The organism is Haliea alexandrii, from assembly GCF_003719295.1.
Lineage (GTDB): Bacteria > Pseudomonadota > Gammaproteobacteria > Pseudomonadales > Halieaceae > Haliea > Haliea alexandrii.
This window is the reverse complement of the sequence record NZ_RFLW01000001.1, coordinates 374,574-388,311: the sequence shown is the minus strand read 5'-3', so window position 1 is coordinate 388,311 and position 13,738 is coordinate 374,574. Positions and strand designations below refer to the sequence as shown.

Genomic DNA, 13,738 nt, shown 5'->3' with positions numbered 1-13,738 from the left:
GTGATGCACAGTAACGCGCGAGAGAAGTTATGCCTGATCACAACGAGGCCCAGGATGTCAGCGGCATCCGTGTGGCCATCATCGACGATGCCAAGACCATCCGCATGATGATGTCGCATACGCTCAAGCAGATGGGCTGCGAGGTGGAAACCGCCGAGGACGGCTATCAGGGGCTCGCTCTGCTGCGACGCTTCAAGCCGGATATCGTGTTTCTGGATATCACCATGCCGGAGCTGGACGGCTACCAGACCTGCAGCCTGATCCGACACGCAGAGGATACCCGCGATTTACCGGTTGTGCTGCTCTCCTCCTCCGACGGTATTTTCGATATTGCCCGAGGCCAGGCGCGGGGCGCCAACGCACATGTGAGCAAGATTCCGCCCGACCCGGTGCTGCGTCAGTTGATCCATGAGCACACCCGGCCGGACGAGGCGGCCTGAGGTGGAAGGGGCCTTTACTGCCCTGCAGGCGTTGCATCAGCGCTATGCCCAGCGGGCCACGGTACCGCCCCCCGTCGCGGCGGAAGAACCGACCTGGTCTGGCGCAGCAATCGGCATAGCCGGTGTGCCACTGGTCGTTGCCCACGGCGATGTGGATACCGTGATTGCCCTGCCGCCGTTGACCCGTATTCCAGGCACCTGCAACTGGGTGCTTGGCGTGGCGGCCCACCAGGGCGAGCTGCTGCCGGTATTCTGTGGTGATACCCTGTTCGCCGAGCGCCTGTCACCGGGCAGGCGGCGCGAGTACTGCCTGGTCTTTCGTCAACCCGGCCTGCACTTCGGTGTCACTTTGAGCCAGGTGCGCGGCAACATCACCTTGCCCCTGGCACAGCGCTGCAGCGCGATCCCGCTTGCGGGCCTGTTGGCGGAGTGCTGCGATGGCGGGTTCCAGCGTGGCGAGGAGTTTCTCGGCCTGCTGGACGGCGCCCGATTGCTTGCCAGTGGCGCGCTTGCCGATACCAGTGCCCTGCCCGCTGACCCTGTTGAGGAAGCTGTACCATGAGTCAGACCGTTTTGCTCGTTGTTGTCATCGTCCTGTTGATTGCCCAGGGCATTACCGGTTTTCTGCTGTGGCAAGCTCGCCGTGGTGCCGGTGCAGCGGCGGGCGCTGACGAGGGTGTACTCGTCGCCTTGCGTCGGTTGGCGGACGGCGACCTCACCGCGCGCGCCGAGAGTGCCGCGCCGGCGACCGCAGCCATTGCCGAGCAACTGAATACCGCACTGTCCAGGCAGCGCGAACTTGTTTCCGAGCTTCGGGTGCCGTTCGAGGGGCTTGCGGCGGAGCTGCACAAGCTCGGCAAGAGCAGCCTCGGGCACAGTGAAACCAGCGCCGGTATGGGGCGTCAGTTGGAGGAAGTGAAATCCGCGCTGTCGCGTGAGGTGCAGGCGGCCGAGGACATGACCAGCATCAGTAAACAGGCGCGAGAAGCCATGGGGCGCCATCGTCAGCTGGTCAGCCGCGGACAGACACTCGCCACGGATATGGCGCGCGCCTCCTCGGATGTGCGCGAATCCATGCAGGAGACCTCCAAATCCGCCAAGCGCCAGGGCGAGCTGATCCAGTCAGTGACCACGGCGGCGGAATACATCCAGTCGCTCAACACGCGCATATCGGTGGTCGCCATCAATACGCGCATTGAGGCCGAGCGCGCCGGTGAGCACGGGCGGCCCTTTCTCGGTATTGCCGAAGCGATTGGCGACCTGCTGCGCGAAGCGGAAGACGAGGGACGCAAGATCACCTCGGAAGTGCGCATGCTGCAGAACCTGTCGGCGGAGAACCTGAACAGCCTGGAGCACACGGTGGGCGCCGTCGTCACCATCCTCGAGTTTGTGGAGCGTATCGATGCGTCGCTGGAAGACATCAATCACGGCGCCGCCTACCTGCTCGATCAGGTCGACTCCCTCGGCAATACCACGCAGCAGTCTGCCGATACCGTGCGGCGCCTGAACGGACTGCTGGGTGAGGTGCGGGAGCAGAACCGTGCCCTGCGTGAAGGTGCCGAAGCCACCCAGCAGGGGATTGCCACACTGCAACAGACACTGTCTACCCTCGGCCGCAACCTGGCCCGGTTGCGCGTGGACAGCGCGGGCAGTGCCCTGAATGTCTGAACAGCAGGCAAACACCGCGCGCCAGGGCATTGACCGGGTAGATCTGCGTCGCTTGCGCGAGCCACTGCAGACGTCGCTGGATGCGGCAGAGGCGGCGCTGATCGACTTTAGCCGCGATATTCAGCGTCGCGAACCCCTGCTGCACTGCCTGTGGTCGGTACACCATATAACGGCGGCACTGGGCGCCCTGCGGTTGCACAAGGCGGAGATGCTCGCGCTGGAGATGGAGCGCGGGTTCCTGCGCCTGTTGCGTGGCGACGTGGTTGCAGAGCGACGCAACCTGGTCATGGGGGGCCTGATGCGGGCGATCAAAACCTTGCCCGCCTATCTCGACCACGTCGAGCAGCTGCGCCTGGACAGTGGGCGCGGCCTGGAGCCCTGCGTCAATGACCTGCGTCGCTGGGCCGGGGAAGTGCTGCGGCCCCCGGCTCTGTTCTTCCATTTTACCCTGCCTGTCGACTGCGGTATCACCAGCAACGCGCAGCGGCCGAGCGAAGAGTCAATCCGGCGCGGCGCCGATGTGATGCTGGCCCCCTACCTGCAGGGCGCCAAGGGTGTACTGGGTTCGCGACCCGGTGCAGAGAGTGCGCGCACGCTGGCGCGCATCGCGCAAAAAATGCAGGGATTCATGACGGGCACAGTGCAGGAGCCGTTCTGGCTGTTGCTGATTGCGCTGTGTGAAGCACTGGCCGCGGAGTTGGCCGAGCCGGACGAGTGCATCGCGCAGATCTTCAAGGCCGGTGCCTTCATGGTGAAATACGCGCGCGAGCACGGCAGCGCGGCGGACCCGGCGATGGATTACCCCGCGTATATACAACAGGCGCTGTATTACATGGCCGCCTGCCCGGTACAGCCGCTTTATGTGGCGCACGTGTGGAAGGTGTTTGGTCTGACCGGGCACACCCTGCGCGATGCACAGCGCGGCCTGATTCACAGCGATGCCCTGCTGGCCGCCTGCAACGCGGCAGCCGCGCGACTTGCCGGGTTGATTGACACGCTGGAGCAGGCGGACATGGAGGCGGTTGCCACGGGGCGCGCGCCGCATCCCGAGGAGGCAGTCGCGCAGTTGCAAAGCATCCGCTTGCGCTTGATTGCCGCTGGCGAGGAGCTGCTCGCTGAGGATCTGCGCGGTGCGGGCGACCTCCTGGAGCAGCTTTGCGCCGGGCGCCTTGCCGAGCACCCTGGGCGCTGTCGGCAGGCTGTGTTGACCCTGGCGCGGACCCTGGTGGATACACACCTTGCGGTGTCCAGGCGCGTGCTGCTGCACGGCGAGCAATCAAGCGTCGCGCCTTCGTTCGCCGTACTGGCGCCTTTGATATTTGCCACGTCTGCCCGCCTTAACCAGCTGCAGGAGCAGCTGCAGCAAGGTGATGACGTTGAGCTGCGACAGACGGCGGCGGACGACCTGCGCAGCATGGAGCAGGCGCTGGCGCATCAGGGTATGCTGCGAGCGGCCTCTGTAGCGGGCCTGCTGGGTCGCTGGCTGGTTGCTGCGCGCGAACCCTTCACAACGGATGAGCCGGCAGCGATGCATTTTGCGCAGGCACTGGCCTGGCTGTCGCTGTATTTTGAGAGCCTCGGCCTTGACCCGGCGGCGGCCCCCGAACAGCTGCAAAACCTGCTCGACGCGGCGGAACGCGAGGCGGGCTGTTTGCAGCCCGCGCCCGCGCCGGAACCGGCAGACGCCGCCCCGTCACAGACGACCGCCGACCCCGCGCCTGAAGAACGCACTGAAACCATTCCCGCAGCCTTCCGCGACGTGTTTCTGGAGGAGTCGCAGGAGATTATCGCGCGGTTGCAGAGCGAGCTGCCGGCCTGGGTGGCGGCGCCGGCACGCGACGATCGCTTGCGGGAAATCCGTCGCCATTTCCACACCTTCAAGGGCAACGGTAACGCCGTCGGCCTGTTTACCCTCGGTGACCTGGGCCGGGACGTGCAGGATCTTCTCGATCGGGTGTTGGAAGGCCAGCATCCCATGGATCCCGCGCTGCCGGGCCTGCTCGAGGAAGTGCTGGAGGCACTGCCGGAACTGGTCGCCACCTGCGGCGGTGCCGGCGATTTTGATGTGAGGCGGGTCCGGGATTTACGCAATCGCTGTATGAACCTTGGCCGGGGGGGCGCCGATGGACGATAAGCAGAACGAGCCCACAGTCGAGGAGCTGCTGCGGGAGCCCTGGGCACAGCCGCTGCTTGCGCAGTGGGGGGAGCACGCACTGCGTTGGCTGCTGAGCCGGCGCCTGGATGAGCCCGAGGAAAAGCTGTTTGCCGTGGCCGGCGAGCGCCTGCACCGCCCGGGTGTCGCGCTCAGCGATCAGGAAGCCCAGCTGGGCGCGCGTCACATGATGGGTGGCGCGGTCGCGGATGATCTGTCGGACTTCATCGAAGAAGAAATCGTATTGACCTCGGTCAGTGACTCCAGTGGCATCTACGGCGGTCGTGGCGGAGACGGCGGTGCCGGGCGCCCCGAGGCGCCGCGACAGGAGTTTATTGCCGTGCGCCACGCCCGGGGTGCCGACCGACGGGCGGACAGCGCTGCACTGGCGCACCTCGCAGGGGCCGACGTCCTGCACCTGGGGCCGCCCCCTGCCCTGCCCAGTACAATACAGCGCGACGAGGCCGATTTGTCGGCTGCGGTGGAGGCATCCGGCGCGCCGGCCTCGGCGCAGTCCGCTGCCGCTGCCGTCGAGCAGGACGTGAAGGCCGTGCCGCCGGCGGAGAAACCTGTGCCGCCCGCAGGTCAGGAAACGGAAGTGGACGCTGCGACGGCGTTTGCTGCCGAACCGTCGACACCGACGCGCTCCCCAGAGTTTGCGACAGCGCCGCCATCCGCCGCGGCCGAGCCAGAGACCGCGCCGCAGCCGGAGTTGCAACCAGAGCTGGAGCACGAACCCGAACGGGAGCTGGAGCCGCATTTGGAGCGCGAATCCGAACCCGAACTGGAGCCGGAGCACGAACCGGAAGCGGCCCCGGAACCAGCGCCGGTCCCCGAGCCCATCGATCCGGCGTCGGCTGAGTTGTCCTGGTGCGTGCCGCGCGATATCACCTTCAACTTCAGCACACGCGGTGGCAGCGAACTGTTCCCGGATTTTCTCGATGCGTTCCTTGAAGAAGCCGGCACCGAGCTGGAGAAACTGGAGGACGGGCTGGGCGCCTGGGAGCGCGAGCCGGCCGCGGCGGAAGCACCGCAGCAGGTATCCCGCGTCCTGCATACCCTCAAGGGCATCGCCAAGGGTGTGGGCCTGCAACGCTACGGTACGCTGATTCACAATTTCGAAACCCTGCTCGACCGGCTGCCCTGTGAGTCCGGCGGCGAGGTGCAGTACTTCCGCATTATCAACGCCTGGCTGGACGCGACAGTGCGTGGCTATGATCATATCCAGCACACCCGCAACGACGTGGCCAGCGAGCTGCCACTGCAGCAGGACGCGCCCGCGCCAGCCGCCAGTGAGGGTGGCACCGCGAGCAGCGGCGTCGCGCAGCTGCAGCCACTGGCGCCCGGTCAGCGCCGGGAGGACCGCAAGATCGCCGATGCCGGCGCCCAGGCCCTCGGCGCCCAGCAGACTATCCGCATCAGCCCCGACGCCCTCGATTACCTGCTCAACCTGGGCAATGAGGTGCAGAAGCTCGGTGTGCGCGCCTCCCAGAGCACCTTGCAGAGCAAACGCGCTACCGGCGAGCTGTTGAGCCGGCTCGGGTCGCTGCGCACCCACATCGGGCGTATCTCCGACCGCGCGCTGCTCAGTGCCACGGCCACGCGCAGCGGGCCCGGTGCTGAACTTGATGCACTGGAAATGGACCAGTACTCCGACATCCACGAGGCGGCGAGCATCCTGCGGGAAGCGGTGGACGACCTCGACGAACTGGCGCGACTGGCGGGGCGGCATACGTCGGCGGCGGAAGCACTGCTGAAACAGCAGGCCGGCATGGTCGCCTCCTTGGGGTCGTCCATCCGCGCGGCGCGGGTGGTGCCGGTTTCCCGACTGATGCCTGGCTTGCGCCGCATCGTGCGCACGGTCAGTGCGGAGCTGGGCAAGGCGGTCAATTTCCGGGTTATCAGCGAAGCGGGCAAGCTCGACCGCGACAGCCACGCCTGTTGCCAGATCATTCTCGAGCACATGGTACGCAACGCGCTGGATCATGGTATCGAGCCCCCCGCGGAGCGTATCAGTGCCGGCAAGTCGGACACCGGCGTCATCAGCATTGATGTGCGTAAACAGGGTACGGACTATGTGGTGTCCCTCAGCGACGATGGCCGCGGCATCGACCCGCAGCGCATGCGTGAACAGGCACGCAAAAAGGGTCTGGACGTGGATGTAGACAGCCTGAGCGACCGCGAGGCCCAGCGCCTGGTGTTCCACCGCGGCTTTTCCACGGCGGACAAGATCAGCGAGATATCCGGCCGCGGTGTGGGCATGGATATCGTGATGGGCGAGTTGCAGCGTATTGGTGGCGACATCGAGATCGAGTCCAACCTCGGCCGCGGCACCACCTTCCGCATTCGCATGCCCTCCAATATCAGCGTCAACGGTGCCTTGCTGGTAACGGTTGCCGACACGGCTTACGCCATTCCCTTCGATGGCCTGATTGGCGTTGAGCATGTACCGGTGGATGAGTTTCTGCAGGCAGTGCAGGAGCAGACCGACCTGCCCCTGTTGGGGCGTCGCTGCGAACCCGCGTACCTGGCTGGTCTGTGCTCGGGTGTGCCACTGCCAGACCGCGATAACTGGGGTGCCACGGTACCGGTTATTGTCGCGGGCGCGGGGCAACGGCATATGGCCATTGCGGTAGATCGGGTTGAGGAGGCACTGGAGCTGGTGATCCGTTCCCTCGGTAGCCAGTTTGCCAACCTGCCCTGGGTTGTCGGTGGCACCACCAGCGCCGATGGCAAGGCCATTGTGGCGCTCAACCTCAACCAGCTGGTGACCCGACAGGCCGCCGAATCGGTGCCCGCCCTGTCGCTGGAGCCGGTGGCCGATGTCAACCTGCTGGTGATGGTGGTGGATGATTCGCGCACCCAGCGCATGGTGGCAACCAGCCAGTTGCAAAGCCTCGGGGTGGAGACGGTCACGGCGGAAAATGGTCTCGCCGCGATTGAGCTGCTGACGGGCCTGCACCGCTTGCCGGATGTGATCCTGCTGGATATCGAGATGCCCCTGAAAGACGGCATCCAGACGCTGCGCGAAATTCGCCGTGCCCCGCGGCTGCAGGCCATCCCCGTGATCATGGTGACCTCGCGCACCGGGCCCAAGCACCGCGCGCTCGCCGAGCAGGCGGGCTGCAGTGGCTACATGGGTAAACCGTTCAACTTCCCACAACTGGTTGAGCAGATTGCGGAGCTGACCGGCTACCCGCTGCGCGTGTCCTGATATGGAGGCCCAGGCCGATAACGGTGTACCCAGCGTGCTGCTGCCGCGTGTCGATGGCACCACTTGGGTGCTGCCGTTGAATTGCCTGGCAGAGGTCGTCGCGGTGCCCGAAGTCTCCTCGCAGACATTGGTTTGGCGCGGCGCGGCGATTCCAGTGCTCGGCGCCGCCCAGTCGGCCCGGGTCTATGCGGTGTTACAGGGGCAGGATGTCCGCTACTGGGCCCTGCCGTTGGGCCCTCTGCCACTGGTGTACCGCCGTCTTACCGCAGACCAGCTGACCGATGCATTGACCGAAGACGCGGTGCCTGTGGCCCTGATTGATGAACGGCGCTGCCAGGTCCCTGACCTGCTTGCGGCGGAGTCAGATCTGCCGCGAGAGGGTTGAGTGCACATCACCGCCATGTAAAGAAATGGCACAAAAAGCCCCCATTTTCCTCACCGAAAACCCCTTCCACGTAAATAATTGGGCGGAAAACACCACATTTTTCCAAATGTGACGAAAAATCGCTTTTCCGCGCATTGTCAGGTCCGGGCTGCCTGCCTATAACTGGGCGCGTTGCCATTGTGCAGCGTCGGAAGAAATTTCAGTTCATTGCGGGGGGCGCAGCCATGTTTACTATCACACCTACGGCCACATTGGGGTCCAGCCAGCGGGATGACCTGGAAGTCTTTGCGGTGATTGACGGGCGCAAGGTCTTCCTGCCTGAAGACGCGCGCTATGTTATGCAGGATCGTCGCGGACTCTGGTTTTACAGCAAGCGGAAACCGCGCCTCTCCGAGGGCGACTGGACCCCGAATAAAACGAGTATTGCCTGCGTTACGGAGCGTGGCTGCGTACGGGTACTGAAAACCGAGCCGGCGGCCACCTGGCTGGAAACCTGTCAGCGCACCATTCGAATGGTGGCTCGCAATGGTGAGCGCCGCCCGGCGGATGATGCGGCCTGACTACTCCGCGCTTTCATCGCCGTTTTCCGGTGCCGGGTCATCCGTGCGCGAGCCGCGGTCGATAGCGGTAAGCCGGTCCACGTCGATATCCAGATGCAGCGGGTCCAGCGTGGGCATCGTCTTGCTGGTGGCTGTAGACAGGTGCTGGAAACGATCGACCTTGCCCGCCAGACCCTGCCGCCCGCTGAGGCCGAGGACCGTGCTGTTGTATTGATTGGCTGCGGTTTGCAACGTGTTACCCAAACGCTGCAGACGCTCGGCCACCGTACAGACCTGATTGTAGAGGTCACCGGCACTGCGGCTGATTTCCTGTGCCTCGCGGTTGCTGCGCTCCACAATCCACAGATTGGCGACCGTGCGCAGCACCGGCATCAATGTGCTATGTGACACCAGCACCACGCCCCGCTGATAGCCGTAGCCGAAGAGGTCGCGGTTGTGCCGCATCGCCTCAATCCAGGCGGGTTCAATCGGCATGAACATAAGCACAAAATCCGGGCTGCCCAGGCCCGGCAGGTTGGCGTACTCTTTGCCCGCGAGGTCGTCGATGTGTTGGCGCACCGCACGCCCGTGGGCGTTCAGACGCGCGTCGCGCTCCGCCTCGGTGTCTGCGGCAACCGCCGCTTCGTAGTCCACTAGCGACACCTTGCTGTCCACTACCAGATGACGGTTGTCGGGCAGCAGGATGAGGGCATCGGGTAGTCGACGCCGGCCCTGGTCGTCGCGCAGTGCCGCCTGCAGGACGTAGTGTTCATCGGGTAACAGCCCAGCCGCTTCCAGCGTGCGCTCCAGTTGAGCCTCGCCCCAGTTTCCGGTGGTTTTCTTGTCGCCCTTGAGTGCCGAGGCGAGGTTGCTCGCCTGGGTGCTCATGGCCAGGCCGATCTCCAGCACCTTGCGCAGCTCGGCCTCAAGGGCCGCCTGCCCCTGCACGGACTCCGAGTGCACGCGATCAATGCGCTGCTGGAAGTGGCTGATCTGCTCGCGAAAGGGCTGCAGCAGTTGCCCCAGCTCCGCCTTGCTGTTGTCGGTGAACTGACGTCCGCGCGCCTCGAAGATACGGTGGGCCAGGTGTTCGAATTCCAGCTTCAACTGGTCCCGGTTGCTGTTGAGGAGCTCCAGTTGTGCGGCGTGCTGGCGTGCCTGCTCCCGCTGACGGCTGAGCAGGCGGTCGTACTCGCTGCGCAGGCTCTGATGGCGCTGTCCCAGCTGGGCCAGCTGTTGCGCCTGTTCCGCCTGTTGCTGGCGGTGCAGCCGCAACCGCCACAGCAAGGCCGCAATCAGGCCCGCGGTCAAGCCGCCAAGCATGCCGACAGCGGGCAGTAACCAGGGGCTTTCCAGGGGGCTGATGGGCGACCTCCGCTAGCTCTGCCGCGGCACCGCCAGCAGCGAGATATCCGCCACGCGCAGGAAGCGCTCGCGCAGACTGTGCAGCAGGTTCAGGCGGTTGTTGCGCAGGGCAGTGTCCTCGGTATTCACCATTACGTCGTCGAAGAACGCATCGACGGGACCCTGCAGTGCGGCCAGGCAGGACAGCGCTTCGCTGTAGGCGCCCGCCGCCAGGTGTGCTTCGCTGGTGCTGCCGAGGGTGGCCAGATTTTCCGCCAGGGCCTGCTCCGCCGGGTCCTGCAGCAGGTCGTCACGGGCCTCGCCGAAGGCAAATCCGGCCTCCAGCTTGTCCAGGATGTTGCCTACCCGCTTGTTGGCGGCCGCCAGCGCCGCCGCCTCGGGCAGCCGGCTGAAGGCGTGCACGGCCAGTACTCGACGTTGTATATCAAGGGGCCTGCCGGGTTTGTTGGCGCTCACTGCGCGGAAGACTTCCGCGGGGATATCCAGCTCTTCATACCAGGCCCGGAAGCGCTCCAGCATGTAGTCCAGCACCTGGTCTGCGGTACCTTCCAGCAGCGTTCCCGGAGCATAACCGTCTGCCGCCAGTGCCAGGCAGGTACGCAAATCCAGGTCCAGCTCTTTCTCGACCAGAATGCGCAACACCGCGAGTGATGCACGGCGCAGTGCAAAGGGGTCGCGCGAGCCGGTGGGCGGCTGGCCGATACCGAAAATACCCATGAGGGTATCCAGCCGGTCCGCTACACCCACCGCCGCCGCGGTAAGCCCGGTTGGCAAGCGGTCACCTGCATAGCGCGGCCAGTAGTGCTCCTCCACCGCGGCGGCCACATTCTCGGATTCACCATCGTGGCGTGCGTAATAGGCCCCGGCGATGCCCTGCATGTCGGCGAACTCCAGCACCATCTGCGTGCCGAGGTCGGCTTTGCACAGCAGGCCTGCCCGCTGTGCATCCGTTGCGTTGCTGCCCAGCAGGGCAGCGAGTTCCCCGGCCAGCCGCGCTACGCGTTGTGATTTATCATACAGCGAGCCCAGTTTTTGCTGGAAAACGATGTTACGCAGCCCGTCGAGCCGGGAATACAGGCTTTGCTTCTTGTCGGTTTCAAAAAAGAAAGCGGCATCGCTCAAGCGGGGGCGGATCACCCTTTCATTGCCCGCAATCACCTGTGCCGGGTCAGTGCTTTCGATATTGCACAGGGTGATGAAGTGCGGCAGCAGGGCGCCGTCGGCGTCTACCAGGTGGAAATATTTCTGGTGTTCTTTCATGGAGGACACCAGCGCCTCGGCAGGCACGCTGAGGAATCGCGACTCGAAGTTACCCGTGAGGGCGACCGGCCATTCCACCAGTCCCGTGACTTCGTCGAGCAGGTCGGGGTCGATAACCGCCTGCGCCTGCAGTGCACTCGCCTCCACTTCGATTTGCGCGCGGATCATCGCCTGGCGTTCATCGAAATCTGCAATCACCTTCGCCGCGGCGAGTTTCTCCACATACTCCTGCGGGCGCTGCAAGCGGATCTCGCCGCTGCTGTGGAAACGGTGTCCACGGGTTGTGTTGCCGGTCGGCAGGCCCAGCACCGAACCGAAATCGGATTCACTGCCCAGCATGGCAACCACCCAGTGTACCGGGCGCACAAACTCCACCCTGCTGGCACCCCAGCGCATGCGCTTGGGAATGGGCAGCTCACGGATACTCGCGTGAATGATGTCGTTGAAGTCAGCGCGCAACTGCGCCCCGCGTAGCGTGGTGCGCAGACACAAGCGCGGCCCCTTGGGTGTGTCGACCACCGAGAGTGCGTCCGGTTCCAGGCCCTGCTTGCGGGCGAAACCGAGGGCGGCCGGTGTCCAGTTGCCCTGCGCGTCCCGGGCCTTGTCGGCTGGCGGCCCCTGAACCTCCTGCTCGCGATCGGGCGCCTGCAGGGCCACCGCGTCAATCAGTACCGCCAGCCTGCGCGGTGAGGCAAACCACTGCACCGCGCCGTGTTCAAGGCCGCGCTGTGCCAGCCCGGCAACAATGCCGTCGCGGAAGGCCGTGCCCAGCGCTCTGAGTGCTTTGGGCGGGAGCTCTTCGGTACCCAGCTCTACCAGCAGTGTGTCCGTCTGGCTCATGCCTGTGCCTCCTGCCGGGTGTTGGCGAGTACTTCCTGTCGCAGTGCCTCCTCGGCCAGGGGAAAGCCGAGCGCGGCACGCGCATCGAAGTAGGCCTGTGCCACACCGCGCGCCAGCGTGCGCACGCGCAGAATGTAGCGCTGCCGCTCGGTGACGGAAATGGCGTGGCGTGCATCGAGCAGGTTGAACGTGTGCGATGCCTTCATCACCATCTCGTACGCCGGCAAGGGCAGATTGCCGTCGATGAGGCGCTGGGCTTCATTCTCGCAGTGGTCGAACTGGGCGAACAGCCAGTCTGTGTCGGCCTCCTCGAAGTTGTAGCGCGACATCTCCACTTCGTTCTGGTGGAACACGTCGCCGTAACTCACGGTGCCGGAAGGCCCGCGGGTCCACACCAGGTCGTAAATGCTGTCCACGCCCTGCAGGTACATGGCAATGCGCTCCAGCCCGTAGGTGATCTCGCCGCTTACGGGATAACACTCCAGTCCGCCGGCCTGCTGGAAATAGGTAAACTGGGTGACCTCCATGCCATTCAGCCAGACCTCCCAGCCCAAGCCCCAGGCGCCCAGCGTCGGGGATTCCCAGTTGTCCTCGACGAAACGGACATCGTGTATACCGGTGTCGATACCCAGTGCCTGCAGCGACTGCAGGTACAATTCCTGAAAGGAAGCCGGCGAGGGCTTCATGATCACCTGGAACTGGTAGTAGTGCTGCAGCCGGTTGGGGTTTTCGCCGTAGCGGCCATCGGTGGGCCGCCGGCTCGGCTGAACGTAGGCGGCGTTCCAACTTTCGGGACCAATGGCGCGCAGGAAAGTGGCGGGGTGAAACGTTCCTGCACCCACCTCCATATCCAGTGGCTGCAGGATCACACAACCCTGCTCGGCCCAGAATTGCTGCAGGGTGAGAATCAGGTCCTGAAAGGACAATGGAGCTGGAGACACGGCAACACCTGTTCGCGGTTCGCAAAAAAGCTGGGTAGTATACAGCCACTTCAGCCCGCATTATATGCGGGCTTCCTTGTTCTCGTCAGTCACGCCGGCCCCGCGAGCCGGCCGCAGGAGCAGTATGTTTTACGGCAAAGTGGTGGCGGGCCTGCTCGGCCTGTTGCTTGGTGGTCCCATCGGCCTTTTGGTTGGCCTGTTTCTCGGCCACCAGTTTGACCGCGGCTTGCGTCGCACCATGGAAGCGCATTCGCCCGAGAATATCGCGCGCATCAAGGAGCGGTTCTTCGAGACCATCTTCCTGCTGTTGGGCCACCTGGCCAAGGCCGATGGTCGCATTTCCAAGGGCGAGATCGATCACACCGAAATGATTATCCGGCAGATGGGCCTGACCAGTGCCCAGCGCCAGCGCGCCATTGAACTGTTCAAGCGCGGCGCGGAACCGGCGTTTGATGTGGCAGCCTGTGTTGCCGGCTTCCAGGCCGTTTGCGGCCGTCAGATGGCGCTGCGCCAGACCCTGCTCATGTTCCTGGTGTCTCTCGCGGTGGTGGACCATGGCATTGAAGCTGTGGAACGGCGCGTGCTCGACAACATCGCCGGGTTGCTGGGCTTCAGCCCGGCCCACGTTGAGCAGCTGCTGCGCATGGCACAGGCGCAGGGCCAGTTCCACCAGGGTGGTGGTGCACAGCCCGCCGGGCCGGACCGCTTGCAGGCGGCCTATGCGGCGCTGGGGGTAAGCCCGGAGGTGAATGATCGCGACCTCAAAAAAGCGTACCGCAAGCTGATGAGCGAAAATCACCCGGACAAGCTCATCGCCCAGGGTGTACCGGACGATATGCTCAAGGTTGCCACCGAGAAGTCGCAGGAAATCACCGCGGCGTACGAATTGATTACACGCTCGCGCAAATAGGCCGGCCCTGTGGGCCTAACCCTT

11 protein-coding genes are annotated in these 13,738 nt (G+C 64.6%); 8 read left to right on the top strand and 3 right to left on the bottom strand.

From position 1 onward, the window contains the following. The first annotated feature begins 29 nt into the window (after positions 1 to 29). The 7 genes from EGJ68_RS01815 to EGJ68_RS01785 all read left to right on the top strand — a co-directional run bounded on the left by EGJ68_RS01815 (position 30) and on the right by EGJ68_RS01785 (position 8,419). A complete protein-coding gene (locus EGJ68_RS01815; protein ID WP_123032853.1) occupies positions 30 to 440 on the top strand; it encodes a response regulator in 411 nt (136 codons plus the stop codon). A gap of 1 nt (position 441) precedes the next feature. After that, entirely contained in the window at positions 442 to 1,002 is a 561-nt protein-coding gene (locus tag EGJ68_RS01810; RefSeq protein WP_158283452.1) for a chemotaxis protein CheW, read from the top strand. Further along, the gene (locus EGJ68_RS01805; RefSeq protein WP_123032851.1) at positions 999 to 2,108 is read left to right on the top strand and encodes a methyl-accepting chemotaxis protein; all 1,110 of its coding nucleotides are present in this window, start codon (positions 999 to 1,001) and stop codon (positions 2,106 to 2,108) included. Before EGJ68_RS01810 ends, EGJ68_RS01805 begins: the two co-directional genes overlap by 4 nt. Beyond that, a complete protein-coding gene (locus tag EGJ68_RS01800; protein WP_123032850.1) occupies positions 2,101 to 4,242 on the top strand; it encodes an Hpt domain-containing protein in 2,142 nt (713 codons plus the stop codon). Before EGJ68_RS01805 ends, EGJ68_RS01800 begins: the two co-directional genes overlap by 8 nt. Further along, complete coding sequence (locus EGJ68_RS01795; protein WP_123032849.1) at positions 4,232 to 7,474, top strand: response regulator; 3,243 nt, start codon at positions 4,232 to 4,234, stop codon at positions 7,472 to 7,474. Before EGJ68_RS01800 ends, EGJ68_RS01795 begins: the two co-directional genes overlap by 11 nt. Before the next feature lies 1 nt (position 7,475). After that, positions 7,476 to 7,859: a hypothetical protein gene (locus EGJ68_RS01790; protein ID WP_123032848.1), complete on the top strand. Its 384-nt coding sequence runs from the start codon at positions 7,476 to 7,478 to the stop codon at positions 7,857 to 7,859. A gap of 224 nt (positions 7,860 to 8,083) precedes the next feature. After that, a complete protein-coding gene (locus EGJ68_RS01785; protein ID WP_144079855.1) occupies positions 8,084 to 8,419 on the top strand; it encodes a hypothetical protein in 336 nt (111 codons plus the stop codon). On the opposite strand, the gene EGJ68_RS01780 is transcribed toward EGJ68_RS01785, so the two are convergent. The 3 genes from EGJ68_RS01780 to glyQ are packed head-to-tail and all read right to left on the bottom strand — an operon-like array spanning position 8,420 to position 12,804. Continuing rightward, a complete protein-coding gene (locus EGJ68_RS01780) occupies positions 8,420 to 9,721 on the bottom strand; it encodes a DNA recombination protein RmuC (protein WP_123032846.1) in 1,302 nt (433 codons plus the stop codon). Between the two features lie 54 nt (positions 9,722 to 9,775). Continuing rightward, positions 9,776 to 11,863, bottom strand: coding sequence for a glycine--tRNA ligase subunit beta (gene glyS, locus EGJ68_RS01775; protein ID WP_123032845.1), 2,088 nt, complete (start codon positions 11,861 to 11,863; stop codon positions 9,776 to 9,778). After that, positions 11,860 to 12,804, bottom strand: coding sequence for a glycine--tRNA ligase subunit alpha (gene glyQ / locus EGJ68_RS01770; protein WP_123032844.1), 945 nt, complete (start codon positions 12,802 to 12,804; stop codon positions 11,860 to 11,862). The genes glyS and glyQ overlap by 4 nt, the downstream gene beginning before the upstream one ends. A gap of 124 nt (positions 12,805 to 12,928) precedes the next feature. Between glyQ and djlA the strand changes: the two genes are divergently transcribed. Beyond that, positions 12,929 to 13,714, top strand: coding sequence for a co-chaperone DjlA (gene djlA, locus EGJ68_RS01765; RefSeq protein ID WP_123032843.1), 786 nt, complete (start codon positions 12,929 to 12,931; stop codon positions 13,712 to 13,714). Positions 13,715 to 13,738: the final 24 nt, after the last annotated feature.